The 24,075-nt window shown below is 69.3% G+C and carries 21 protein-coding genes and 4 tRNA genes; 16 read left to right on the top strand and 9 right to left on the bottom strand.

What is annotated here, in order from left to right:
• Window positions 1-336: 336 nt before the first annotated feature.
• From UA75_RS00730 to UA75_RS00740, 3 genes are all read left to right on the top strand, one after another.
• Entirely contained in the window at window positions 337-1,485 is a 1,149-nt protein-coding gene (locus UA75_RS00730) for an endonuclease/exonuclease/phosphatase family protein (RefSeq protein WP_083683874.1), read from the top strand.
• A 691-nt stretch (window positions 1,486-2,176) separates the two neighbouring features.
• Window positions 2,177-2,608, top strand: a complete 432-nt coding sequence (locus tag UA75_RS00735; protein WP_157434533.1) for a MarR family winged helix-turn-helix transcriptional regulator — start codon at window positions 2,177-2,179, stop codon at window positions 2,606-2,608.
• Window positions 2,609-2,636: 28 nt separating this feature from the next.
• Window positions 2,637-2,721, top strand: a tRNA-Ser gene (locus UA75_RS00740).
• Between the two features lie 184 nt (window positions 2,722-2,905).
• Here UA75_RS00740 and UA75_RS34255 read toward each other — a convergent pair.
• From UA75_RS34255 to UA75_RS00755, 4 genes are all read right to left on the bottom strand, one after another.
• Window positions 2,906-3,523, bottom strand: coding sequence for a hypothetical protein (locus UA75_RS34255; protein ID WP_232237584.1), 618 nt, complete (start codon window positions 3,521-3,523; stop codon window positions 2,906-2,908).
• Window positions 3,466-4,383: an FtsK/SpoIIIE domain-containing protein gene (locus UA75_RS34260; RefSeq protein WP_232237585.1), complete on the bottom strand. Its 918-nt coding sequence runs from the start codon at window positions 4,381-4,383 to the stop codon at window positions 3,466-3,468. The genes UA75_RS34255 and UA75_RS34260 overlap by 58 nt, the downstream gene beginning before the upstream one ends.
• 214 nt (window positions 4,384-4,597) lie before the next feature.
• A complete protein-coding gene (locus UA75_RS00750) occupies window positions 4,598-5,020 on the bottom strand; it encodes a hypothetical protein (protein WP_075737990.1) in 423 nt (140 codons plus the stop codon).
• A 112-nt stretch (window positions 5,021-5,132) separates the two neighbouring features.
• Entirely contained in the window at window positions 5,133-5,915 is a 783-nt protein-coding gene (locus UA75_RS00755) for a GntR family transcriptional regulator (protein WP_232237586.1), read from the bottom strand.
• Between the two features lie 67 nt (window positions 5,916-5,982).
• Here UA75_RS00755 and UA75_RS00760 point away from each other — a divergent pair, with 67 nt between their 5' ends.
• From UA75_RS00760 to UA75_RS00775, 4 genes are all read left to right on the top strand, one after another.
• Window positions 5,983-6,426, top strand: a complete 444-nt coding sequence (locus UA75_RS00760; RefSeq protein ID WP_075737992.1) for an NUDIX hydrolase — start codon at window positions 5,983-5,985, stop codon at window positions 6,424-6,426.
• 360 nt (window positions 6,427-6,786) lie between these two features.
• Window positions 6,787-6,921: transfer RNA gene (locus UA75_RS32385), tRNA-Ser, on the top strand.
• Between the two features lie 491 nt (window positions 6,922-7,412).
• The gene (locus UA75_RS00770; protein ID WP_075737996.1) at window positions 7,413-7,637 is read left to right on the top strand and encodes a DUF2188 domain-containing protein; all 225 of its coding nucleotides are present in this window, start codon (window positions 7,413-7,415) and stop codon (window positions 7,635-7,637) included.
• A gap of 185 nt (window positions 7,638-7,822) precedes the next feature.
• The gene (locus tag UA75_RS00775) at window positions 7,823-9,061 is read left to right on the top strand and encodes a hypothetical protein (protein WP_075737998.1); all 1,239 of its coding nucleotides are present in this window, start codon (window positions 7,823-7,825) and stop codon (window positions 9,059-9,061) included.
• 366 nt (window positions 9,062-9,427) lie between these two features.
• Here the strand turns inward: UA75_RS00775 and UA75_RS00780 are convergent, their stop codons facing one another.
• Together UA75_RS00780 and hisC are read right to left on the bottom strand one after the other, a co-directional pair.
• A complete protein-coding gene (locus tag UA75_RS00780) occupies window positions 9,428-9,724 on the bottom strand; it encodes a hypothetical protein (RefSeq protein WP_075738000.1) in 297 nt (98 codons plus the stop codon).
• A gap of 130 nt (window positions 9,725-9,854) precedes the next feature.
• Window positions 9,855-10,922 (bottom strand): histidinol-phosphate transaminase, encoded by a 1,068-nt coding sequence (hisC, locus tag UA75_RS00785; RefSeq protein WP_075738002.1) that lies wholly within the window; start codon window positions 10,920-10,922, stop codon window positions 9,855-9,857.
• A 303-nt stretch (window positions 10,923-11,225) separates the two neighbouring features.
• Here hisC and UA75_RS00790 point away from each other — a divergent pair, with 303 nt between their 5' ends.
• The 7 genes from UA75_RS00790 to UA75_RS00820 all read left to right on the top strand — a co-directional run bounded on the left by UA75_RS00790 (window position 11,226) and on the right by UA75_RS00820 (window position 18,191).
• A complete protein-coding gene (locus UA75_RS00790; RefSeq protein WP_075738004.1) occupies window positions 11,226-11,933 on the top strand; it encodes a dienelactone hydrolase family protein in 708 nt (235 codons plus the stop codon).
• A gap of 89 nt (window positions 11,934-12,022) precedes the next feature.
• Entirely contained in the window at window positions 12,023-14,104 is a 2,082-nt protein-coding gene (locus UA75_RS00795) for an acetoacetate--CoA ligase (RefSeq protein ID WP_075738006.1), read from the top strand.
• A gap of 67 nt (window positions 14,105-14,171) precedes the next feature.
• Window positions 14,172-14,262, top strand: a tRNA-Ser gene (locus tag UA75_RS00800).
• A gap of 37 nt (window positions 14,263-14,299) precedes the next feature.
• Window positions 14,300-14,372, top strand: a tRNA-Arg gene (locus UA75_RS00805).
• Window positions 14,373-15,664: 1,292 nt separating this feature from the next.
• A complete protein-coding gene (locus tag UA75_RS00810) occupies window positions 15,665-16,918 on the top strand; it encodes a thioester domain-containing protein (protein WP_075738008.1) in 1,254 nt (417 codons plus the stop codon).
• Window positions 16,919-17,343: 425 nt separating this feature from the next.
• On the top strand, window positions 17,344-17,517 hold the full coding sequence (locus UA75_RS00815; protein ID WP_075738010.1) for an antitoxin: 174 nt from the start codon (window positions 17,344-17,346) through the stop codon (window positions 17,515-17,517).
• Window positions 17,514-18,191, top strand: a complete 678-nt coding sequence (locus UA75_RS00820; RefSeq protein WP_083682825.1) for a putative glycolipid-binding domain-containing protein — start codon at window positions 17,514-17,516, stop codon at window positions 18,189-18,191. The genes UA75_RS00815 and UA75_RS00820 overlap by 4 nt, the downstream gene beginning before the upstream one ends.
• 214 nt (window positions 18,192-18,405) lie before the next feature.
• Here UA75_RS00820 and UA75_RS00825 read toward each other — a convergent pair whose 3' ends face one another.
• From UA75_RS00825 to UA75_RS00835, 3 genes are all read right to left on the bottom strand, one after another.
• A complete protein-coding gene (locus UA75_RS00825) occupies window positions 18,406-19,605 on the bottom strand; it encodes a thiolase family protein (RefSeq protein ID WP_075738012.1) in 1,200 nt (399 codons plus the stop codon).
• A gap of 296 nt (window positions 19,606-19,901) precedes the next feature.
• On the bottom strand, window positions 19,902-21,770 hold the full coding sequence (locus UA75_RS00830) for a fibronectin type III domain-containing protein (RefSeq protein WP_075738014.1): 1,869 nt from the start codon (window positions 21,768-21,770) through the stop codon (window positions 19,902-19,904).
• Between the two features lie 17 nt (window positions 21,771-21,787).
• Window positions 21,788-22,774 carry a prephenate dehydrogenase gene (locus UA75_RS00835; RefSeq protein ID WP_198042892.1) on the bottom strand — a complete coding sequence of 329 codons (987 nt, stop codon included), beginning with the start codon at window positions 22,772-22,774 and terminating at the stop codon, window positions 21,788-21,790.
• 244 nt (window positions 22,775-23,018) lie between these two features.
• On the opposite strand from UA75_RS00835, the gene UA75_RS00840 reads away from it, so the two are divergent.
• Both UA75_RS00840 and tadA read left to right on the top strand, forming a co-directional pair.
• Window positions 23,019-23,507: a tRNA adenosine deaminase-associated protein gene (locus tag UA75_RS00840; RefSeq protein ID WP_075738016.1), complete on the top strand. Its 489-nt coding sequence runs from the start codon at window positions 23,019-23,021 to the stop codon at window positions 23,505-23,507.
• Complete coding sequence (tadA, locus tag UA75_RS00845) at window positions 23,500-23,979, top strand: tRNA adenosine(34) deaminase TadA (RefSeq protein WP_075738018.1); 480 nt, start codon at window positions 23,500-23,502, stop codon at window positions 23,977-23,979. Before UA75_RS00840 ends, tadA begins: the two co-directional genes overlap by 8 nt.
• Window positions 23,980-24,075: the final 96 nt, after the last annotated feature.

A 24,075-nucleotide genomic window follows, 5' to 3' on the forward strand; every position in this document is an offset into this window, starting at 1 on the left:
CCGAGCCGTTTCGCGTCGCCGCCCGATCGCCGTCCCTGCCATCGTCGGTGATCGAGTGCCGAGGAGCACATCGCCCGTTCACCTCCGTGTCCTCCCGACGTCGCGTCGTTCTGTCAGGGTCAGGCCGCGACCGGGTGGGTCGCCTGCGTGCGGTCGAGCGGCCTCGGGCGGGTGGAACAAGGGCAGGGAGTGGCCGTGGGTCTCCGAGTCAGGCGCGGCGCAGTGGGATCTGCGGCGATACTCAGTGCCGTGGCGATCAGCATCGGAGCGGCCGCGGGCGGTGCGACCGCCGTGGCGTCGACGGCGTCGTTCTCGGCAGGCCCGGACACGAGCACCATGGCGGCCGACGGCGCCGCCCGCCCGACGCTGCCCGGCGCGACGCGGTTCGCGACCTTCAACGCCTCGCTGAATCGGCCCGCCGACGGCGAACTGCTCGCCGACCTGAGCGCTCCCGGTGACCAGCAGGCCGCCCAGATCGCCGAGGTCATCCAGCGGAATCGGCCCGACGTCGTGCTGCTCAACGAGTTCGACCACGTCGAGGGCGGTGCGGCCGTCGAGGCCTTCCAACGGAACTACCTGGCCGTCGGGCAACAGGGCGCGCGGGGAATCGACTACCCCTATGCCTACACGGCGCCGGTGAACACCGGGGTGCCCAGCGGGTTCGACCTCAACCGAGACGGCGAGATCGGCGGCCCCGACGACGCACTCGGCTTCGGCGCGTTCCCCGGTCAGTACGGCATGGTCGTCCTGTCCCGCCACCCCATCGACCTCGACGCGGTGCGCACCTTCCAGAACTTCCGCTGGCGGGACATGCCCGGTGCGCTGCTGCCTGACGACGTCGAGACCCCGGAGCCGTCGGACTGGTACTCGCCGGAGGCGCTGGACGTACTGCCGCTGTCGTCGAAGTCGCACTGGGACGTGCCGATCCGCATCGGCTCGCAGACGGTGCACTTCCTGGTCTCCCACCCGACACCCCCTGCCTTCGACGGTCCGGAGGGGCGCAACCGGCTGCGCAACCACGACGAGATCCGATTCTGGGCCGACTACGTCACCCCCGGCCTCGGCGAGTACGCCTACGACGACCAGGGTGGACGGGGCGGGCTGCCTGCGGGCGCCCGGTTCGTCGTCGCGGGCGACCAGAACGCCGACCCGATGGACGGCGACGGCGAGCCCGGCGCGATCGCGCAACTGCTGGACGCCCCCACGCTGGTCGATCCGTGGCCGGGCAGCCTCGGTGCGATTCGTGCGGCCTGGGAGCAGGGCGGCGCCAACCGGGAGCATCGCGGCCTGTCGTGGTTCGACACCGCCGACTTCAACGACGAGAGCCCCGGAAATCTCCGAGTCGACTACGTGCTGCCCTCTCGGCGGCTGGTCCCGGTGGGCAGCGGGGTGTTCTGGCCGCTGCCGGAGTCTCCGCTCAGCAGACTCAACTCGGCCTCTGACCACCACCTCGTCTGGGTCGATGTCCTGGCTTCTCGGGGCTGAACCGAGGCCGGTGCCGAGGCGCGTCGCTGCTCGGCCGGTCGCGACTCGGACCCGTCCCGGTTCGTCACCGGGCGCGCGGTGTCCCGCCGTGCGTGCGATGCGGTGCGAACGGGTGCCGTCGCGGCACAGCACCCGAGAGTGCGGGGTGGCGTCGTCGACCCTGGGGCCGACCGCGCTGCGAACCGGATCACCGGTAGCGGAGCGGGTTGAGCAGGGCGGTTCGGTGTCCGGATGCGCTACGCCAGGCGGGTGAACCTTTCGGCCCGATGCAGGCGGAGCCCTCGAGGGGGTCGTCGACCCTGCCTCGGCCGGGAGTTCATGGCGGGCCCGAGCGGCGTGACAGGCATGGAAACGCCTCGGCGACCAGGGCCGAGCCGGCCGAGCTGTGCTGGTACGGCTTGCCTGCGGGGCTCGCGGGCAGGCCGCGGTCCGCACTGCCCGTCACCCTGCGTGGGCTCGACGAAGAGATCGTCCGCACGCGGACCGGGAGCAGGCGGGCAGCCTCAGCCGCCTGGCCCCCTGCTCCATTCGTTGAGCTCCGTACCCTCGACCCGAGCCAGTTCATGTGCGGAGAGTAGTTGAACGGTGACTGTGAGCGGAGGTGGATCGTCCGGTTCCGAGCCGGAACCAATAACCTGGGGTGGTGACATCTGGAACGCAGGTCGAGCCGAAATGGCTCGACGACGATGAGATGCGGGCCTGGCGGAACTACGTCGTCGGCAGCTCCCTGTTGGAATACCACCTGCATCGCGAGTTGCAGGATGCACACGATCTGGCCTTGGCCGACTACGAAATCCTGGTCCGGCTCTCCGAACGAGCCGACCGCCGGATGCGGATGAGCGAACTCGCAGCCGAGGTGGCCTCCTCGAAGAGCCGGGTGTCGCACCAGATATCGCGCCTCCAGCACGCGGGCCTGGTGCACCGGATCGAATGCCCCAGCGACGGCCGAGGCGTCTTCGCCGTGCTCACCGAGCGCGGCCATGACGTCCTGACGAAGGCCGCGCCGACCCATGTCGACGGTGTCCGCAGGCATCTGATCGACCTGCTCGACGGTGAGGAGCAGGCCGTCCTCGGTCGAGTCTTCGCGCGCGTCACGCAACGACTGGGCGGGGAGCGGGGCTGAGCGGGCATTGACTACTCTGCAACACAGAGGAAGCGTGGCAGAGCGGCCGAATGCACCCGCCTTGAAAGCGGGAGACCTTCACGGGTCCGGGGGTTCAAATCCCTCCGCTTCCGCAGGTCACGCGGAGTGCGGTGACCTCAGGCAGATCACCGCACCCGCCCCCGTGTAGCAACGGGTGTAGCAACGTCTTCAGGCCAGTTCGTCCGATAGCCGGGTGAGGGCCTGTCGCTTGTCGTCGAGCGAGACGTGAGCGTAGATGGTCATGGTGACGTTGATGGTCGGGGTTGTCGTGACTGGTCATGCCGCCTCACCCCGCACCACCGAGCCGGAGTCCGCGTCATCGGAGCGGACCGGGAAGGCGTGCACCGTCGCCGAGACATCCTCGGCCGAAGCGGGTCCGGTGACGTAGTCGACGAGTCGATCCAGGTCGGTATCGGTGACGTGGAACGCGCGGACGCGGAGGGGTTCGCGTCGGTCGGTGTACTTCACCCACGCCACGCCCGGAGTCGTCTCTGAAATCTCGTGAGCAGCCGCGCCACGTTCCCGGACGCCGTCGCCCAAGACCATGTCCACCTGGCCGGGTTCGTCGACTCGCAGGGCGATCCGGGTGGGGAAGAGATGCCGGAAGGAGAGGACGTCCTTACGAGGGTCTTGCAACTCGCCGATGACGCAGACAGCGGGTGCGCGGCCTTGGGAGGTGATGGTCTGCAAGGCGGAGTTGGCGCGTTCTTTGAGTTTGCGGTCGGTCTGGTAGGCCACGACATCGGCCAACTCATCGACCACCAGGAGCAGGAACGGCTGACCGCAGTCGACAGACCACCCCCGCCGCTGGCCCCGGAACGACTCGGCCCGCTGCTTCACCTCGGCCGCGACCTCTTCCAGCAGCTCGACGGCGGCAAGTCCGTTGTCGAACACCAGGCGGTGGAACAGGTCGGGGGCCCTGCCGAGTTCCATCCGCCCTTCGGGTCGATCCTGTAGACCCGGACCAGTCCCGAGCGCAGGAGTGGGGCGAGGGACCAGAGCAGGGACCAGACCACCGAGGCCTTACCCGCCCCGGTCGCGCCGACGGCAAGGATGTGGGAGCCGAGGAGTCGGAGTAGCCACGGGCGGCCGGACTCGGTGAGTCCGACGGGGACTCGTTGTAGGTCGCGGGTGGTGAATCCGGCGGTGGTCTCGGTGGTGTTCGGGAGCGCGGGTGTGGACATCGGCCAGGCCAAGGGGTCGCCGTGCAGCAGGTCCAGGACGATCCGGCGAGGACCGATCACCCGGACGCGACAGGACCGGGCGCCGAAGGAGTGCGCGAGTGCTTCCGCGCAGGTCTCGAACTCGCCGGGAGCCTGCCCGTGGAGCAGTTGCACGGTGACCCGGTCGCGCCACCCGTCGGCACGGACCCGAACGAAGGTCGGGACGTGGGTCTTGCGTTCCACCGTGCGTTCGAGGTGGCAGAACCGCATCGTCCGATGCCATACCGGTGCGTACACGGTCAGCCGTCGCCACTCCGTGCGCACCTCGCCGAGGACCAGGCGCACGAACGACGGCCGGAACCGCCACCACCAGCCGAGCAGCACCAAGGCCAACACCGCACCGAGGACCAGGGCGACGGTCCAACCCCACCACGGCCCGACCACGACGAGCACCAGGACCACGAAGGCCACGACCGGATACCGGGCGGCCTTCCGCAGGACGACTGTCACCAGCCACACCGCGAGGCCGACGGCCAGGAACGGCACGGCCAGGACTAGTGCCCATCGGGGCGAGTGGGTCCACCACGGCACCGAGGCCGGGCGACTTCCAGGGGTGCGGGGTCGATCCACCTGCTGCGTTCAGGCATCCCGACCACCCCGCCCCGTGGTGTTCACGGCCGGGCCGAAGTTGAGTGGCAGCCACCCGAGGCAGCGCAGGCAGGTGGTGTGGCCGGGGCGAACTTGCCGAACTTGTGGCAGGCAGCGGGTAGGACGACCAGACGCGGTGCGGTGGGCATGAAGGTCGTCACGCCGCCACCCGCCCGGACTCGCCGGACTGACCGCCCTTGCCACCGGCAGGCTTGGCCCCGGTGTTCGCCGAGTGCATCGACGCCGCCCGCAGACTGAACGCCACCCGACCGTTCTGCTCATAGGCCGTCGCGGTCAACCCCTCGAAGAACGCCGGGCGAAACGGCGTCCCCGGCAACACCTCCGGCGGGACCGGCTGCACGTCCGCAGCGATCTTCACCACCACGCCGGTGTTCCGACCGTTCGCCGACGGGTCGGTGACCTGCACGTTCCACACCGGCTTGCCGCTGACCTTGTCCTTGGCCGGCCGCCGCTGACCGTTGTCGAAGTCCATCCCCTGTTCGACACCCAGCACGAACGCCCCCTCCGGGAACACGTCGTCGAAGGGCACCGCAAACCGGTAACCGTTGGGCACTGCCATGAGCGCTCTCTCCCTACTCGAACTGTCGGCTAGTCGTCTAGGTAAGAAGAAGTACATAGACGTCTAGAGGAGCTGCGATGAGTTTGTCGGGTTGTTCGCTACTGCAATCGGTCTAGCGTGCGGGGAAGTCGTACTCCAACACGAACGCCGAGGCGGCCTTCACCGTGTCGCAGACCTCCACCGCCGTGCCCTCGGCATCGAAGGCCGTACGGGTCAACGTGATCACCGGGGTGCCCGCACCGAGGTCGAGAGCCTTCCGCTCGTCTGGAGTCGGCATCCGTGCCGAGACCTCTTCGACGAATCTGGCCAGGGTGTGCCCGGCGTCCTCGATTCGACCGTAGATGCCACCAGGGCCGGTGTCCGTCGCGGCGATCGGCGTCCCCTTCGCGATCGACTCGGGGATGAACGACGTCGCGATCTCCACCGGACGCCCGTCGGCCAGGTATCGCCGGGAGCGGACGACGATGCGATCCCCCTCGGTCAGTCTCAATCGTCGTGCGATGTCGGCACCGGCCGGTTCGTTGGTGACTCGGATGCGGTCCACCTGCGGCTTCTGCCCCGCCGCCTCGGTCTCGGCGAGGAACGCGGACTTCCCCGCGTCGCGGTGACGTCGGGCGAACCGATCCGATGCCAACCGCCGTACCGGCGGAGCCGACCGAACGAACACGCCCTTGCCGTGTTCGGGGATGACCAGGCCCTCACCGCGTAGCTCCTGGACAGCCTGACGTACGGTCATCCGAGCAACGCCGAAGTGCTCGATCAACGCACTCTCCGACGGCAGCTTCTCCCCTGCCGCGAGCCGGCCGGACTTGATCTGCTGCCGCAGGATCGCCGCGATCTGCCGGTACGGTGGCCGGTCGTCCGTCCTGTCGATACCGTCCAGATCGAGCATCATCACTACCTCGCATAGACGACTAGAGCAGTATCATCCCACAGCGAGAGCCACCGAGGACAGAGCCCAAATGGTCGACACGCCCCGCCATTCCGTCAGCGTCGCCGGAGTCGTCACCCGCGACGACGGCAAGATCCTCGTCATCCGACGGGCGGACAACGGACGGTGGGAGCCACCCGGCGGAGTCCTCGAATTGAATGAGACCTTCGAAACCGGTGTACGCCGCGAAATCCTCGAAGAGACCGGCATCGAAGTCACCGTCAATCGACTCACCGGCGTCTACAAGAACATGACCCGCGGCATCGTGGCGCTGGTCTTTCACTGCACACCCACCGGGACGCCGACCGAGGACACCGACGGCGAAGCTCGCTCGATCGCCTGGATGACCGCCGACGAGATCACCCAGACCATGACACCCGCCTATGCCGTCCGCGTCACTGACGCCATCACCCAGTCGACGCCCCAGATTCGCGCGCACGACGGCACGTTCCTGATCGACGCGACACCGTCTTGATCTGATGCCTTGCCGAATCCGGCTCTAGGGGATCAAGGCGCCGCCTGCGGCGGCGCGCTGGACGGTCACCTTGGGTAGGCCGGGCGTCCGGCTCAGCCCTGCGGGCGCGCTGACGCGCGTCCTCGGTCTGGCCGACGCCCAGCCGCCCGCTGCCGGAGATGCGCCACCGCAGACGACGCGCGGGAAGGCCGAGCAGGACCCAGCTTCGACTCCAGTCCGACAGAGCGCCGAGCCGGTCAGCCTGGCAATGCCGGTCATGGCGCTCGGCTGCCGCGACGGCTCCGCCGCCTTGCCACCGGATACGGCTACCGGATCGAGCTGAAGGTGTAGCAACCGGTGTAGCAACGCATCGAGACGGACGCGGACGTGCGCGTACCGGCGTCCAGCGAGAACAGACACCGCCGGACGCCGATGAACAGGCCGATCACCAGCGACGCAGCCTTGAAAGCGGGAGACCTTCACGGGTCCGGGGGTTCAAATCCCTCCGCTTCCGCGGGTCACCGCCGGTACTCCTTGCCCGAGTGGCGGGGTGTGGGCCCCGGCGGTCTCAGTTCTCGTCGCAGTTCGTTCCCTGCGGTCGGCTGATCCGGTCGGTGATGTCGCGGCAGCAGACATCGACCGGTCTCCGCACCGGGGGTGGATTCGAGGAGCGGACCGCGTCCGCCCCCATCGTGAGCCCCGGCGGGCGGTTGCTGCCCTCCGTTGCCCGACGTCCTCCAGCGACGCGTCTGCATCCGGTCGTGCTGCTGCTACGTCGCGGAGCATGGCAGGCGACGCATCTCAGAGCGTTCGGCTGCTGCGGTGCCTCCATCGCCCACTCCCGCACGTCTCTGGAGGCCTCGGCGGCGGGCGGGACGATGTCGGACTTCGTTGCAGTCGTCGAGCAGTCAGGCCGCCTGCTGTGAATCCGACGACCGAATCGGGTAGCCCAGTGGTTGCCGGTCGCGACACGGGCCGGCACGGATGTGAGAGAGGAGTGTGACGGCATGACTCAGCGCAAGCGATACAACGTCGTCCCGCACGGTGCGGACTGGCAGGTCAAACGCGGTGGCAGAGTGCTTTCCGATCACCATCTCAAGACTGCGGCAGTACACGAGGGCGTCCGGGCCGCACGAGCCGACCAGGACAGCCAGCTGTTGATTCGACGTCGTAATGGGACCATTCAGGACAACCGCACCTACGGCCACGATCCGTTCCCGCCGAGGGGTTGACCGAGCCGGCTGCCTGGCAGACGTGACCCGTGAGTCCCGTCGTCGGCGAGGCTCGATCCTCCGTCGAGCGGGCCCGGAGGCCGCCTGCCAGGCCGCCTGCAGCGCGCCCCGTCGGGTGCTCCCCTACCTCGTGATCCGGGGCGTCCCGGATTCCTTCGGCCTGTCGGCGATCTTGACTGGGCGGCATGAGAATCAACAGCCGATCCCGTCGTCGAGTCAGGCGGAAGGCGGTGCTGCTCCCCGCCCTCTTGGCCGGTACGGCGGTGCTGGCTCCCGTCGCGGCGGCCGAGACGAGCCTCGCAGGCGATCCGGGGCAGCCGACGGACCCCATTCGATTGACGCTGCCCGCTCCGACCGGGGACTCTGACATCGGCTCTATGGAGCTGCACGTGGTCGACGAGACGAGGAATGATCCATGGGTTCCTGAGGTTCCTTATCGGGAGCTGATGGTCAGCGTCTGGTATCCGACCAAGGTAGCCGGTAGTGACACCGCACCATGGATGCCGCCGAACTCTGCGGAGAAGCTCCTGGCGGACGTGGAGGAGCGCACCGGGCTGCCGATGGATCAGGTCCGGCTCCCGGAGACGAGGGGACAGCTCGGCGTCGCAGTGGACGAGGTGCCTGGCGGACGACCGGTGGTGCTCTACTCGCCGGGCTCCGGGATGCCCAGAGCCGTGGGGACGTCCGTCGTGCAGGAACTCGCCAGTCACGGCTACGTCGTCGTCACCGTCGACCACACCTACAACGCGCGGCACGTCGAGTTTCCCGGTGGGCGAGTCGTTTCCGCGATCGATCTCGGTGACGACTTCGGCGTCCAGGCATCGGTTCATGCCGAGGACCTGAGCTTCGTCGTCGACGTGCTGACCGAGATCGTCGAGGACGGCGCCTCCGACGCCGTGCGCGGGAGGTTGCCCGACGGGCTCGGCGCGGCACTGGACCTCGCCGACATCGGGGTGCTCGGTCATTCCCTCGGCGGTTCTGCGGCCGCCGCAGCGCTGCACGGCGACGCGAGGTTCGACGCGGCGATGTCCTTGGACGGCCCGGTGTTCTCCCCGGTGGTCGAGGAGGGATTCGACGAGCCCTTCCTGCTTTTCACACAGCGGACCTACGAGGTCCCGAGCTGGTGGGAGTCCTGGGATGCCGTCTGGCCTCGGCTGCGTGGGAACGCCTGGCAACTCGATCTCGTGGACGCCAGCCACAACTCCTACACCGACTACCAGTTCCTCTATCCGCAGATCGAAGACGCCTTCGGGCTGCCGCCCGGGGGTTTCGTGCAGCAGATTGGCACGATCGATCCGGCGGACTCCTTCGACGCTCAGCGAGCCTACGCGCGCGCCTTCTTCGATCAGGAGCTGCGGGGGATTCCCGACGGGCTGTTGAACGGGCCGTCGCCGTTGTATCCGCAGGTCGAGTTCCTGCGCTGACTGACGGCCGACGGCAGCCGACCGGTTCCCGACCGGACGGGGCGGCTCCACGTCGGTCGAGGTCCACCGATGCCGATTCGCACGGTGGCAGCCGAGCGTCGACTGTGCCCGGCGATCCGTCCACCGAGGAAGCGGAAGAGCGGACTGCCCGCGCGGCGCCCGCCTGGCGGTCGGGTTCGAGCACCGTGGTGAAGACCGGCAGGAGTGAGCCTGAGCACCCCGCCGGGGGCTGTCTCGCTCATTCGGCGTGGAGCCGCGCCATTCGAGGCGCGCAGGCAGGCCGATGAGGGGCGAGCAGGGAAGACGACGGAGGGCGGGCGCGTGACGGCGCCCGCCCTCCGTCTGAGTCGATCCGTCGCCTGCCTGCTACTCCGACTGTTCCCGGAGCGCGAAGTTCAGCTCGCCGTCCACGTCCTTATGGGCGTCGAGCAGTTTGTCATCGAGGATGTCCGCAGCACGAGGGTCGAGGAACACCGAGGCGCCTGCCTGCGCAGGCACCGTCTGATCCCCTTCCTCCGCCGCGGCGACGAGCGCGAGTTCGAGAGCGGTCTCGGTCGCGGTCTCCTGGCTGGCCGTGATCCGCAGTCCGCCGTCCTCCGGCGCTCCGTGGTCGGCGAGCAGCGTGCGAATGGTCTCCGCAGCCGTGTCCGTGACGGTGAGCATGATCAGCTCCTTTCGACAGAAACACTGTTCTGCCTCTGGGTCGCGTCTGCCCACCGTAGCCGTTATGGGCCGGTCAAGAGGGCAGGCACGGGCCGAGCCGCCTGACCGGGGACGATGGTGGGCAGCTCGCTCAGCCGGTGAAGGATCGGGCGGCGGCGAGGAAGACGTCGTTCTCCTCAGGCGTCCCGATCGTCACACGGGCACCGTCGGCCGCGAACGGGCGTACGACGATCTTGTGCGTGAGGCAGTGCTCGTTGAAGGCCTCGGTACGTTCGCCCAGCGGGAGCCAGACGAAGTTCGCCTGGGTGTCCGGAACGGTGTAGCCCGCCTCCGTGAGGGCCGTGCGCACACGCTCCCGCTCGACCACCAGGGCGGCACAGCGGTCCATGAGCTGATCGTGGGCGCGCAACGAGGCGATGGCCGCCGCCTGGGCGGGCGCGTTGACGCTGAAGGGGACGTAGACCTTGCGCAGCGCCTCCGCGATGGTGCCGGTGGCGTAGCAGTAGCCGACGCGAAGGCCTGCGAGTCCGTAGGCCTTCGAGAACGTCCGCAGCACGGCGATGTTGTGTCTGCCCTTGGCGAATCGCTCCTCGGCGAGGCGGATGCCGTCGGGCACGTCGGGGTCCGTGACGAACTCTCGATATGCCTCGTCGAGCACCACGAGGGTGTCTTCGGGCACTCGATCCAGGAACTCCTCGAGTTCCGCCCGGCGGACGGCGGTTCCGGTCGGGTTGTTCGGATTGCACAGGAAGACGAGCCGAGTGGCGGGCGTGATGGCCTCGGCCATCGCCCGCAGGTCGAGCCCGAAGCCTGCGTCGAGCGGAACACGCACCTGACGGGCGCCCACGACGTGGGCCAGCACCGGATAGGCCTCGAAGGAGCGCCAGCCGAAGAGCACCTCGTCGTCCCTAGTGCAGGTGGCCTGCACAAGCTGCTGACAGAGGCTCACCGAGCCGCAGCCGATCGCGAGCTGCGGGGCGGGCACGTCGAGAAAGGACGACAGCTCCGCGACCAGCGCGGAACCGAAGTTGTCCGGATAGCGGTTGATCTCGCCTGCTGCGGCCGCGACGGCCTCGACGACGCTGGGCAGCGGCCCCTGCGGCACCTCGTTGCTGGCAAGCTTCACCGCACCGGGGATGCTGCGACCGGGCACATAGCCGGGAAGCTGCTCCAGGTCGGCGCGAATGCGCACGGTCATGGCGGACTCCTCGCTTCGACTCCCGGCACTGCCGGCCCTACGCTGCCCGACGCGCTCGGCGGGCGGGTCGGCTACCGAGACGAGGTTAGCTCTTTAGTGTCACGTAATAACCCGGTCGGCCGTCGACCGCCGAGGTCAGCTCGACCTGTTCGCCCGTTTTGCGGTCTTTCTGCCCGGGTGGTAGAGAGACTTGCGCTGAGTGTGTTCGTGATAGTGACTCGGAGTCGATATCGCGAGGCGGGAACAGGTCCGTTCCGTTGGTCACGTTGACGGATGTTCACCCCCGCGTGATTGGCTGACGCCATGACGCAGACGCGGATCGAGACCATCGCGCTGACCGACGGCAGTGACATGCGAGTCACCGTCGCGGAACCCGAGGACACGCTGCGTGGCGGCCTGGTGCTCTTGCATGATTCCTCCGGGGTCGACGAGCGGCTGAATGGGCTCGTTGCGGCGCTGGCCGTAGAGGGCTGGTTGACCGTCGCACCGCATCTGACGCCGTCGCCGGGCGCGCGGCAGGACGCCGAGCAGACGACACCAGAAGATCATGACGGGGATTCCGGCGTGGCCGATGCAGGCCAACAGGTGCTCGGCGACGTGGACGCCGTGTCGGTCTGGCTGGTGGACAAGGGTGTGCAGGCCGACCAGATCGGCCTCCTCGGCTTCGGTTTCGGCGGTGTGGCCGCCTTCACCGTCGCCGCGACCCGCTCGGTGGGTGCCGTGGTCAGCGTGGGCGCGGGCGGGATCATCGAGCCCGTCACACCCGGGATGGCCCCGTTGGCCGACCTCGCCGCCGAGCTGAGCTGTCCGTGGCTGGGCATCTACGGCGATCAGGATTCGGACGTCCCCGTCGACCAGGTGGAGAAGCTTCGCGAGGCCGCAGCAGGCGCTCAGGTCGCCATCGACGTGGTCAGCTTCGCGGAGGAAGGCCACCGATTCGACGAAGATCAGGACGCGGCGGCCGAGGCCTGGCAGCGCACCCTGAACTGGTTCGACGCACACCTTCGCTGACGATCCGCCGGTCGGCAGACGTTGCGGTCGCCGCTGTCGCGGCGGAAGGATCTTGGCGGATCAGCGGACATCGGCTAGGACGGTTGACTATGGCGGCAGACGAAGTCGAACCGAGGGTGCTGTGGCGACCGGACCCGGAGCGGACGGCAGGCAGCACCATGGCCGGCTTCCGGCGATGGCTGGCGGCCGAGTGGGACCAGCGCGGCGACGGCGGGCAGCCGCCTGCGGGACCTGACGAGCTGTACCGCTGGTCGGTGACCGACCTGGCCGGATTCTGGCGTGCGGTGGCGGACTTCTTCGAGGTGCGCTTCCACCAGCAGCCTGCGGACATCCTGCCCGACTCGACGATGCCGGGCGCCCGATGGTTTCCCGGCGCCACCCTGAACTACGCCGAACATGCCCTGCGGCGGGGTCCCGGCAGGCAGAACAACGACCTGGCCATCGTGGAGGCCCGCGAGGACGGGCGGATCGAGCGCTACACCTTCGGCGAGCTGCGAATCCACGTCGCCGCCATTCGCGCCTACCTGATCGACCTCGGAGTCCGTCGCGGTGATCGAGTGGTGGGCCTGCTGCCCAACTCGGCCCACGCGGTGGTCGCCTTTCTGGCCTGCGCCAGCCTCGGCGCGATCTGGTCGTCCTGTTCGCCTGACTTCGGCGTCCGAGCGGTGACTGATCGCTTCCAGCAGATCGAACCGGTGGTGTTGATCACTGTGGACGGGTACGCGTACGGCGGTAGAGGGTTCGACATCCGCGAGACGGTCCGGCGGCTGCGTGCCGAGATACCGAGCCTGCGCGGCACCCTGCTGATCCGGCGTCTCGACCGACAGGCAGACCTGCCTGATCAGCCGCATCCGGTGATCGAATGGTCGGAGGCGTTGCAGCGGTACTGGGGTGCACGTCCGCAGTTCGACCCGGTGCCCTTCGACCACCCGCTGTGGGTGCTCTACTCGTCGGGGACCACCGGCCTGCCCAAGGGCATCGTGCACGGCCACGGCGGCATCCTCCTGGAACACCTCAAGGCCCTCGGCCTGCACTCCGACCTCCGGTCGGGGGAGCGGTTCCTCTGGTACACCACCACCGGCTGGATGATGTGGAACTTCCTGGTCTCCGGCCTGCTGGTCGGGGCGACCGTGGTGCTCTACGACGGCAGTCCCGCGTATCCGGACACCGCGCGGCTCTGGGAGCTCGCCGAGAAGCATCGGGTGACCTACCTGGGCACCTCCGCCGGGTATCTCCAGGCGTGTCTCAAGAAGGACGTCCACCCGGCGGCAGGTCGCGACCTGAGCAGGCTTCGGGCGGTGGGCTCGACCGGTGCCCCGCTGTCCGTGGAGGGCTTCGACTGGGTCGCGCGCGAGCTGGGACCGCAGGTGCAGCTCGCCAGCGTGTCCGGCGGAACCGACCTGTGCACGGCGTTCATCGGCGCCTGGCCGGATCGCCCGGTGTGGCTGGGCGAGCTGTCCGGCCCGTTGCTCGGCGCGGCCGTCGAGTCCTTCGACGAGGCGGGCCGCCCCGTGCTGGACGAGGTGGGCGAGCTGATCCTCACCAGGCCGATGCCCTCGATGCCGGTGGCCTTCTGGAACGACCCCGACGGGGCGCGACTCTCCGCCGCGTACTTCGAGGACTTCCCCGGCGTGTGGCGGCACGGCGACTGGGTCCGCGTCACGCGCCGGGGATCCTGCGTGATCTACGGACGCAGTGACTCGACCCTGAACCGGGGCGGCGTGCGGATGGGCACGGCCGAGTTCTACCGCGTCGCCGAGCACGACGACGGTGTCCTCGACTCCCTGGTCATCGACACCAGTGGCGCGGGGGAACCCGAGGGCAGGCTCCTGTGCTTCCTGGTGCTGGCGCCGGAGGCAGCCGAGGAGGACGTGGTCGCCCGACTGCGAGTCGCACTGCGCCGGGAGCTGTCGCCTCGCCATGTTCCGGATCTCTTCGTCGTCGTCCCCGCCGTTCCTCGGACGCTCAACGGCAAGAAGTGCGAGGTGCCGGTGAAGAAGATCCTCGCGGGGACGCCCGTCGAGCGGGCGGTGAGCCGGGACGCGCTGAGCAATCCGGAGGCGCTGGAACCCTTCGAGCGCATGGCGAGTCAGGCACGAGAGACATCTACGCAGGTCCCGGCCTCGGTGCCGCCGGTGAGTCTGGCGTCGGAGCCGCCATCGGCGCGGTAAGGGGGTACCGCTTTGCTTCTCCCCCATCGGGCTGTGTACTGTATGCCCAGACGGTAACGAGGTCCCGGGAGGCTTCGCCTAGTCTGGTCTATGGCGCCGCACTGCTAATGCGGTTGGGGGTTTAAGCCCCCTCCCGGGTTCAAATCCCGGAGCCTCCGCGCTGGTGGTTGAACCTGACCGCCGACAACTGAACATGCGCCCGTAGCTCAACGGATAGAGCATCTGACTACGGATCAGAAGGTTTGGGGTTCGAATCCCTACGGGCGCGCGTCTGGTTGAGACAGCAGAAGCCCCCGCCGATTCGTCGGTGGGGGCTTCTCGCTGTCCAGGTGGAGATCGCGCCGCCCTGTCGAAGGCCTTCCCGCCGCCGGGCATCGCACTGTGTTCTGCGTCATGTCGGTCCCGCCTAATCGCGCCGGGCCCGCCCGGTCCGTGAATCTCGCGCGACCGACGCCGGGTGTCCGAGATCACCGACTCGCATTCCTCGGCGCGTGATGCCGGGCATGAATGGTCGGGCCTTCGCTCTCGGGCCGCCGCCGAACCCCGGATGATCTTGTGGCCGGGATCTCGGTGTTCTCCCGCCTTCCGATGTGCTTGATGATCTGAACCGGCCCGAGGCGATCTCGACCAGATGCCTGCCGACGTGTGCGGCGTCACGATTGCGGGGTGTCCCCCGCTTGCCCGGTGACTCGCCGCGATGTCGGCGCTGAGGTTGTCGATGTCGACAAACGTGACTGGCGAGTGGATCGATCGGAGTCGTTGATCGAGTTCGAATACCTCGGCCTGCTGCTCCGATCAGCGGAGCAGCGGCCGCTATTCGTCAACTTTGGATGATGCGTATCCGAAGTCGGCGGAATCCTTCTAGTTGACCGTCGCCAGGGTGATGATCCGTCGGGAACCGGCTGCCGTCACGGTGCAGGAAGCAGCGCCCGCCGAACGTGTGGCGTGGATCTGTAACGCAGGCCCATTGGTGGCATTCGGTATCGGGTTGCCGACCCGCCCTTGCCGGGCCGACAGTCGTCCGTCTGCGCAGTATGGGTGTGACCAGGCGATGCGTGGTGAACGGCAGTGGTCGACGAGGTGATCAGTCGCCGACGGCGCATCGGCTCTCGCCTGTGGCGGTGCCCGGGGAGGTCTGCCCGTCGCCCTCTCGCATTCGTCGACGATCGTCGATAGCGTCGGGAATGTTTCAGCTGCGGCGCCGGATTTATCAGTTCGTTATCATTTGGCGGCTCAATTCGAGCTTGCGCTGCGGCGGTGCTTTCGGCGCGTGGGCATCGGCGGTAACCGACGGCAACGGTTTGCCGCCCGGCGGTCCCGCTTAGCACCCCCCGTTCTGCCGCGAATTCGGGTGGGAAGTAAAGTCCGCGTGTCCCTCGATTGTGGACGGCGATCGCCACGCACCCTGTCTCCCGATCTGGTCCGAGTCCTGGGTTCTCACACCAGGTGGACGTCGGCTTCGTGGAGTCGGTGTCGGGCGGATGTCGCGGTTCGACGACGAGGACGCCTCCGCCGGCGGTCGGCGGTTTCTGGACCCCAGGTCCAGGCGAAAGGAGAGATATGGGAATCCGGATGCGTGTCGCGCAGGCCGGCGCGGCGCTTCTCGGCGCTGCGGCCATTCTGGCGACCACCGCGCTGCCTGCCTTCGCGGCCACTCGCGGCGAGCTTCTCCCCGCGCCCAACCCCGATCCCGACCGTGGAACGCGGGTGAGCCTGGAGGAGGGCGGCGACCAGATCACGCGCCTGCTGAGCCTCGGCCTCGACGACGGCACGATCCTGCGCACCTACTGCGTGGAGCTGACCGTGGGCGCGCAGACCGGCGCCCCGATGGTCGAGGTTCCCTGGGACCAGTACCCCACCGACGTGGAAGGTGCCACGTTCGACGAGAACCGGGAGAACGTGCTGTGGATTCTCCAGCACTCCTTCCCGAGCCTGCCGGTGGACGCCCTCAATGAGGAGCTGGGCACCGATCTCGACCAGCAGGAGGCCATCGGCGGCACGCAGGCCGCTATCTGGCACTACAGCAACGGCGCGCAGCTCGACGGCGACAACGACGCCGACGTCATCGCGCTGTTCGACTACCTGACCGGCGAGGCGAACGTCGGGATCGGCGAGCAGCCCGCTCCCGCCCTCCAGTTCAGCCCCGCCGAGGTGCAGGGCGAGGCGGGCGGCCTGGTCGGCCCGTTCTCCCTGGAGACCACCGCCGAGACGGTCGAGCTGGCCGTGGACGCCCCCGAGGGCGTTCAGCTCGTCAGCAGGTCTGGTGACGCCGAGCCGGTCGCGATCCTGGACGGCGACGTCGCCACCGCCGACCTCGGCGAGCTGTTCCTCGACGTCCCGGCGGACGTCGCCGAGGGCAGCGCCACCATCACGGCGAACGCCACCGCCACGGTCGACGCGGGCAGGCTGTTCATCGGTGACGAGACCGCGAACTGGACCGATGTCCGTCACGAGGTCTCGCGTCGCGAGATGCGGACCCAGTCGCTGATCGTCGCGGAGTCGACTCCGACCCAGCTCGATAGCCAGGCCACCGCCGAGTGGATCGCGGCCGCTCCCACCACCGAGCCCACCCCGCCCGGCGAGACCACCACCCCGCCCGCGCCCAGCGAGCCCGGCGAGACCACCACCCCGCCCGCGCCCAGCACGACCACGCCTCCCACCACGGAGACCGACGTCGAGGGCGTGAACGACGAGGACGATCTCGCCAACACCGGTGCCTCGATCTGGCTGCCGATCATCATCGGCGTGGTGCTCGTCGGCGGCGGCGCAGGCGCCCTGCTGATGATGCGTCGCAAGAAGACCGGTGAGGTCTGATCCGACTAGGCCGAACCGGTGAAGTTGCGAGCCGGTTGCCGGTTCGCTTCACCTGAGTGATCCGGGGCCGCTCCTCCGAACGGAGGAGCGGCCCCTTTTCTCTGTTTCCCACTCTTTCGTGGCATTCGACCCGACTGGCTGACGCGGCGTGGTTACCCACCCTGGTGAGCGTCCCCTGCTCGGCTCAGCGCCCTGGGTCTTTCGGAGTAGCGTCGGCCGAGTGCTCTGGTCAGCGACCTGCCATGGCGGATTGGGTACCGGGGTGCGCGGCCAGGTTGCTCGTGGTTCGTCGACGAGATCGGGGCGCTTCCGGCGGGCTTCATCCGTATAGGTGGAGGGCCTTGGATTCGGGTACTCTCCGGCTCCAGAGCCACGCGCTTCGCCTGTGACAGCCCGGCAACGGGCCAGAAATAGGAGGGGTGTCAATGGGCTTGGACGACATGAAGAAGAAGGCGCAGGACCTCGGCGAGCAGCACGGCGACAAGCTGAGGGAGGGCGCCGACAAGGCAGGCGAGTCCGCCAAGGACAAGCTGGGCCATGAAGAGCAGGTCGACAAGGTCGTCGACAAGGGCAAGGACTACATCCCAGGTGAAGAGTGAACATTCCTGACACGACGGAGCGGGCCCCCGGCGAGCCGGGGACCCGCTCGTCGAACGCTGAGGCCGCCCCGTCCGCCCTGCCTGCTCGGATGTTGACCTGGCAGGGCGCCGACGGAGGCAGGCTGGAGTCCGCGCGCGTGCTGATCAGCGGCAGGCGACTGCGTGCCCTGGGACAGATCATCGTCGCGGGCACCGATGTCGCGCCTGCGGTGACGGTGTCCTACGAGCTGCACCTGGACGACCGGGGCGGCGTGCGCAGGCTGCTGGTGCACTCCGTCACCGCCGAAGAGGAGCGCCACCTGTCCATCAGCCACTCTCACGAGGGGATCTGGCTGGTCGATCGCGGCGACAACCTCACGGCAGGTGAGCAACGGGTCGAGCGGACGGAGTTGGACGGGGCCGTCGACATCGACCTGGCAGGCTCGGCGCTCTTCGCCACGATGCCGATCAACCGGTTGGGGCTGCGTGCCGAGGCCGGTGCGCACGACGTGCCGATGGCCTTCGTGAGCCTCCCGGATCTGGCGGTGGAGCCGGTGCGCCGCCGCTACGAGCTGGTCCGTGCCGACGACACGGCGACGGTGGTGGCCCTGACCTCGGGCGGGAACACGGTCGAAGTGGTCGTGGACGCCGACGGCTTCTCCCTCGATCACCCTGGGCTGGCTCGCCGGATCTGAGCAGGTCCGCCGCCTGCGCGCGGGAGAAGACGAGGCGCGGTGTTCGTCGGCGCCACCAACTCCTGTGGAGCACGGCACGCCGACGGCTCCGCCTCGGACTCGACTCGCGCCGTCGTGCACCAGGCGAGAGCCCAGGACGCCGAGCCGTACCCCGGCCCGCCCCGGCGGCAGGCCGAGGAGACCGGGGCAGTCGCGTGGGCATCGGACCGACCGGTCACGACTCGACGGCGATCGCGATGCCCTGGCCGACGCCGATGCAGGCGGTCGCGATGCCCAGTCCGCCGCCGCGCACTTGAAGGTGACGACACAGGTCGACGACCACGCGCGACATCGAGGCGCCGATCGGATGACCGTAGGACAGCGCGCCACCATGCACGTTGACCCGCTGCGGGTCGATCTCCGGCAGGCCGTTCAGCACCGAGAGGACCATCGCGGCGAACGCCTCGTTGACCTCCCAGAGCACCACGTCGTCGATGGCGACGTCGAGCCGGGCGAGGAGCCTGCGCACGGCGGGGATCGGGGCGAGGGAGAACTTTTCGGGCGAGACGGCGGCCACCGCGCTGCCCAGCACCCGGCCGATCGGCGTCAGCCCGAGTCGCGCCGCGCTCTCCTCAGTGCCGATCAGGGCCGCCACGGCGCCGTCGTTGAGCGGAGCGGAGTTGCCCGCCGTCACCGGGCCGTCCGCCGAGAAGACCGACGGAAGGCCCGCGAGCTGCGCCTCGGAGGTGTCGGCACGCACCGACTCGTCGCGACGCACGGTGTCGCCGTCCGGGGTGCGGACCGCGAAGGCGAATCCGTCGTGCACGCCCGCGTCCCAGGCGGCCACGGCACGTCGATGCGACCGCAGGGCGTAGTGATCCATCGCCGCGCGGTCGATGCCCAGCCCGACGGCGACCTGCTCCGCTGCCAGCCCGAGCGGCACCGTCCACGCGCCGGGCATCCTCGGGTTCACCAGCCGCCAGCCCAGGGTGGTGGTGGCGGTCTCCAGCCGATCCGGCAGCGCTCTGGTCGGCCGGGGCACGACGAACGGTGCCCGGCTCATGCCCTCGACACCGCCCGCCAGCATCAGGTCGGCGTCGCCGGTCGTGACGGCGCGGGCCGCCTGAACGATCGACTCGCCACCAGAGCCGCAGAGGCGGTTGAGCGTGACGCCGGGAATCGTGGCAGGCAGCCCGGCGAGCAGCGCGGCCATCCTGGCGACGTTGCGATTCTCCTCGCCCGCGCCGTTGGTGTTGCCGTACACGACGTCGTCAAGCTGCTCGGGATCGAGCGGCCCGCCCGTCTCCGCTCCGTGTCTGCGCAGGAGTTCCACCAGGGGGAGCGCGGCCAGATCGTCCACTCGCACGCCGGCGAGCGCACCCCGATAACGGCCGAAGGGGGTGCGGGCGGCGTCCAGGATCAGTGCGCTTCGCATGACCTCATCGTCCCGGAGAAGCCGACTTCGCGGGTGATCACGCGCCCAGGCGCAGCAGGCGGCTGGCGTCTCGACCCGCTCGGGCGGAGTCGCCGCATCCGCTCCTTCGGCGTGGTCTCCGGCGTGGTCGGGGGGCGCTTCCGTCGTCCAGCAGGCCGAGCCGCCCCACCGTCGTCGGACCCGGCAGGCATCGAGCCGACAGGCATCCGACATCGCAGCGGACCGAGCAGCGCCGGAATCGATCTCGGACCGAGTCCGCCTCGGGCACCGGAGCCCGATGGCGTGCGCCACGATCCTCAGTCGGTGAGCCGCAGTTGAACGATCGGCGCGACCTCCAGTTCACCGGCGGTGAGGCCGTGCACCCAGGTCCGCAGGATCAGCGTGTCGTGCGGATGATCCGAGACGTCCACGGTGAAGCTGTGCAGGCCGCCGACCATCGGGCCGTCCTCATGAGCGGGCACCCGGAGCAGCACGCCGTCGTTCGCGAGCACCTCGAAGCCCGCTGCGGGGAGCACTTGACTCGTCCGGCCTTCCTGGCGTCGCCCGTCGATGAGGATCGTGATCTCCAGTTCTCCCCGAGGCACCGACGCACCCGGCGACTGGATGTCGATCAGTTCGCCGTCACTGCGCACCATGGCAGGCGCGGTGGGCAGTTCTGGTGTGCTCGGCGGCGCCTGATGCAGCGGGTACGCCTCAGCAGGCTGACGGGGCGGGCCGGACCACACATGGAGCAGGCCGGTCAACGGCGGCAGGTCCTCGGTCGAGGCGGCGGTGAGGATCGCCGGATCGGCACGCAACGTGTCCACCGGCAGGTCGGCCCGAGTCCACACTCGTCCGGGTTCCGTCGACGGGATCTCCTCGAGCTCCACGTCTTCGCCGTCGAGGTGCAGAATGCCGTCCTCCTCCACGGTGTGCGTACTGACGAATTCGACTCGATTCGCCGCTGCCAGCAGGTGCGGGCTGTTCTCGACCGGCGTCGGCACCGGTTCGCCCAGCACGTCGCTCATCGACACGACGTCCATCCGGACGTCCTCGTCGACCGCGCTCATGCCGATCAGGTCGAGGCTCGGCTCGGCGCCGTTCCAGTTGCTGAACGCGAGACTGAGATCCGCCGTCTCCCACGGGAGAAGGACCGGAACGCTGGTCACCTCGATCCCGTCCTGAAGCACCACCAGCCGGGTGTCCTCGATGCGAAGCTCCCACAGACTCCGGACACCGGTGGCGGAGGAGAAGCCGTCGAGCTGTTCGACGTCGTTCCCCTCGGTCATCAGTCCCGGCGCGACGCTGAGCCTCGGCCCGTCCCTGGTCAGGATCAGCGCAACGCTGCCGGGTGGCATTCCGCCCGCGGTATCGACCTGCCGGTCGGACGGTGCCGTCAGGAACTCCGCCCCACGATTCCCGTATCCGGGCGGGGTCAAGGCGATCGACAACCCCACGGTCTGCGAGTTGCTCATCCAGTGATTCGCGGACACCCCGCCCGAGCGCAGCAGGATTCGGCCGCGGATGCCGTCCCGGTCCGGTGCTTGCAGGACGAACGGGGCTCGATGGCGCAGCGACGACCTGCCGCACGGCGTCCCGCCGGTGAGACCGCCCTCGGGGAGCCGACGTGGCGGACACTCCAGGCTCGTCACCTGCCAATGGTCGCCGTCGAGGGTGTGTTCGTCGAAGTCATGGGTGACGGCGAGGCCCGCCAGGTGCGTCTCGCGGTGCGCCTCGGCCGGGCGTGCGGTGGCACGGACCGGATCCGATCGCTCGCCCAGCGCGTTCACCGACCGGACCTCGACGGCGTACGGGGTCTGCGGGTCGAGATCACGGATCTCGGCGGCGGGGGAGGCGACGAGCAGTTGCCCCGTCTGTCCGCCGCCGCTCCAGCCCAGCTCGTAGCCGCTCGCCGCAGCCGGGTCGCCGCCGCCGGGCAGTGCCGAGCCCCAGCGCACTCGCAGGCTCTCGGCATCCCAGGAGTCGATCTCCAGCGAGTCCGGCGGAGCCGGAGCCGGGTGGTCCGGCCGGTAGTCGACCGCCTCGGCCTGCTCGGCGATCAGCGGGTTGGTGTTGTCCCACGACGGCGCGGAGACGGCGTCCACCTGATCGCGAAGCAGGAAGACGGCACCGCCCAGCACCACGAGGGCCGCGATCGGCAGGAGGACTACGGGACGTAGACGCATCAGCTCACCGGATCTCGTCAGTCTCGCCGGGGGAGGACTCCTCGAAGCACGTCCCCGTGGACGGTGCGCACCCGCCCGCCCGCCTCGCCGAGGGCACGTAGCTCGGCCGGTGCGTCGGGATCGAGGAACTGCACCTGGAACTCGCCGGTGGGCAGGGTCTTCGACTCGATCCACTGCGTTCGCGACAGGTGTCCGTGATTGATCGTGGCGGCCAGCGAGCCGGTCGTGGCCAGCGAGCCGCGCGCGACGCCGAGTCTGCCCAGCGCGTCGTCGATCGCGGCGAGCAGTTCGTCGCGGTTGCCCTCGCACATCGCCTGGACCAGGGCGGGCCTGCTGCCCGCGACCCTGGTGCCGTCGAAGAAGGAGCCCGCCGCCAGGCTCATCGCGAGCCCGCCGCCGCCGCTGCCGACCGAGGCCAGCACGGCGGCCAGGACATGCGGGAGATGGGAGATGCGCGCGACGGCCGCATCGTGTTCGCGGGCCGATGCAGCGACGACCTCCGCGCCGCAGGCCAGGGCCAGGCGGGCCGTGCGCAGCCAGTGGGCGCGGTCGGTGTCGTCCTCGGTCACCAGCAGCCAGGGCGCGCCCTGGAAGAGCTCGGCGGAGCCGCCTGCCCAGCCGGACACCGAACTGCCCGTCATCGGATGACCACCGACGTAGGGTGCCTCGGGCAGTCTGGCCTCGATACCGGCCGCCACCGGCCCCTTCACGCTGATCACGTCGGTCAGTCCGCAGTGCGGCGCGAACCGGGCGACCTGGCGCAGGACCGTGTCGAGCGCGGTCAGCGGGACGGCGATGACCAGCAGAGCGTCGTCGCTCGACGCACGGCGGAGCGCCTCGTCGACATCGGCGGCGACGTCGAAACCCTCGCTGCGAGCGGCCTCGGCGTCGGCAGCCGAGGCGGTCGCCCCGTAGGCCTGCCAGCCCGCCGCGTCGGCGGCTCGTAGTACCGATCCGCCGATCAACCCGAGTCCGATCACACACACCGCAGGCACGCCGGTCATCTTCCCCCGTTCGCGGGCGTTGTGTGAAGGGAACCCACATTCGACCCGGCGAACGACCGTCGTCTCGGCTGCCCTCGACCAGCCGGGCCCGGCGGCGTCGCGAGGCCGTGACGGCGGTCGTCGCAGGTGGCGCCCCGGTCGGCTCGTCCAGTACCCGTCCTCGGCCGATCGGCGTGGTCCCCGTCCGGGTTGTCTAGGACCGATGGTGCTTTCGTGTGACGCCGGGTGGGCATACCGTGGTGTCATGTCGGTGCAGGAGCCGATCCAGGGCACCGCCGTGGCGGTGCTTCGGGAAGACGGCCAATGGCGGTGCATCCGGATGCCCGAGTCGGCCCTGCTCGACCTGGACACGGCGATCACGGAGCTGCGCAACACGCGGTCGACGGGCGCGGCATTCGCACTGCTGAACGTCGACGACGAGTTCTTCATCCTGCTGCGTCCTGCTCCCGGCGGCGTGTCGATGCTGCTCTCGGACGCGACCGCAGCCCTCGACTACGACATCGCGGCGGACGTCCTCGACCTGCTCAGGGTCGACCTCCCCGACGAGGATGACGAGGAGCTCTGGCCGGAGGGCGACCTCTCGATCCTCGCGGACCTGGGCTTGTCCGACGGCGAGATGACGGTGATCGTCGAGGAGGACGCCTATCCCGACGATCAGCTGATGATGATCGCTCAGCGCTGCGGCTTCGCGACCCAGCTCGGCACCGCGTTGGAGAACCGGGAGAGTGTCTGAGCTCTACGAGCGCGAGTCAGATCGAGAACTGATCCGACTGGCCGTCGCCGAGGCCGCCCGCGCGGCCGAGACCGGTGACGTCCCCATCGGGGCGGTGGTGGTGGACGGGCGGGGCAGGCTGCTGGCGGTCGCTCGTAACCGACGTGAGGCGACCGGCGACCCCACCGCCCACGCGGAGATCCTCGCGCTGCGTGCCGCGGCTCAGGCGCACGGCGACGGCTGGCGGCTGGCGGAGTGCACGCTGGCGGTCACCGTCGAGCCGTGCGCGATGTGCGCGGGGGCGGTGGTCGCGGCGCGGATCGGCAGGCTCGTCTTCGGCGCATGGGAGCCGAGGACCGGTGCGGCCGGGTCCCTGTGGGACGTGGTGCGAGACCGCAGGCTCAATCACCGGCCCGAGGTGGTGGGCGGGGTCTTGGAGTCGGAGTGCGCCGCGCTGCTGGACCGGTTCTTCGCCGACCGCAGGCGGGCTTAATTGGTGACGAATTTCACATCTTCGTGATGCGGTCTCCTCGCTTGGGCACCCGAGAGGCAGAGGCGGGCGTCACCCGGCGCCGAGGCCTAAACCGCG

Origin of the sequence: Actinoalloteichus sp. GBA129-24, assembly GCF_001941645.1 — a bacterium.
Classification (GTDB): Bacteria; Actinomycetota; Actinomycetes; order Mycobacteriales; family Pseudonocardiaceae; genus Actinoalloteichus_A; species Actinoalloteichus_A fjordicus.

What these genes read in the sequence shown, in the direction of transcription:
- UA75_RS00730 (WP_083683874.1), top strand. Translation starts at nt 337, where the DNA reads ATGGCGGCCGACGGCGCCGCCCGCCCGACGCTGCCCGGCGCGACGCGG.
- UA75_RS00735 (WP_157434533.1), top strand. Translation starts at nt 2,177, where the DNA reads ATGCGGGCCTGGCGGAACTACGTCGTCGGCAGCTCCCTGTTGGAATAC.
- UA75_RS00750 (WP_075737990.1), bottom strand. Translation starts at nt 5,020, where the DNA reads ATGGCAGTGCCCAACGGTTACCGGTTTGCGGTGCCCTTCGACGACGTG.
- UA75_RS00755 (WP_232237586.1), bottom strand. Translation starts at nt 5,915, where the DNA reads ATGATGCTCGATCTGGACGGTATCGACAGGACGGACGACCGGCCACCG.
- UA75_RS00760 (WP_075737992.1), top strand. Translation starts at nt 5,983, where the DNA reads ATGGTCGACACGCCCCGCCATTCCGTCAGCGTCGCCGGAGTCGTCACC.
- UA75_RS00770 (WP_075737996.1), top strand. Translation starts at nt 7,413, where the DNA reads ATGACTCAGCGCAAGCGATACAACGTCGTCCCGCACGGTGCGGACTGG.
- UA75_RS00775 (WP_075737998.1), top strand. Translation starts at nt 7,823, where the DNA reads ATGAGAATCAACAGCCGATCCCGTCGTCGAGTCAGGCGGAAGGCGGTG.
- UA75_RS00780 (WP_075738000.1), bottom strand. Translation starts at nt 9,724, where the DNA reads ATGCTCACCGTCACGGACACGGCTGCGGAGACCATTCGCACGCTGCTC.
- hisC (WP_075738002.1), bottom strand. Translation starts at nt 10,922, where the DNA reads ATGACCGTGCGCATTCGCGCCGACCTGGAGCAGCTTCCCGGCTATGTG.
- UA75_RS00790 (WP_075738004.1), top strand. Translation starts at nt 11,226, where the DNA reads ATGACGCAGACGCGGATCGAGACCATCGCGCTGACCGACGGCAGTGAC.
- UA75_RS00795 (WP_075738006.1), top strand. Translation starts at nt 12,023, where the DNA reads ATGGCGGCAGACGAAGTCGAACCGAGGGTGCTGTGGCGACCGGACCCG.
- UA75_RS00810 (WP_075738008.1), top strand. Translation starts at nt 15,665, where the DNA reads ATGGGAATCCGGATGCGTGTCGCGCAGGCCGGCGCGGCGCTTCTCGGC.
- UA75_RS00815 (WP_075738010.1), top strand. Translation starts at nt 17,344, where the DNA reads ATGGGCTTGGACGACATGAAGAAGAAGGCGCAGGACCTCGGCGAGCAG.
- UA75_RS00825 (WP_075738012.1), bottom strand. Translation starts at nt 19,605, where the DNA reads ATGCGAAGCGCACTGATCCTGGACGCCGCCCGCACCCCCTTCGGCCGT.
- UA75_RS00830 (WP_075738014.1), bottom strand. Translation starts at nt 21,770, where the DNA reads ATGCGTCTACGTCCCGTAGTCCTCCTGCCGATCGCGGCCCTCGTGGTG.
- UA75_RS00835 (WP_198042892.1), bottom strand. Translation starts at nt 22,774, where the DNA reads ATGACCGGCGTGCCTGCGGTGTGTGTGATCGGACTCGGGTTGATCGGC.
- UA75_RS00840 (WP_075738016.1), top strand. Translation starts at nt 23,019, where the DNA reads ATGTCGGTGCAGGAGCCGATCCAGGGCACCGCCGTGGCGGTGCTTCGG.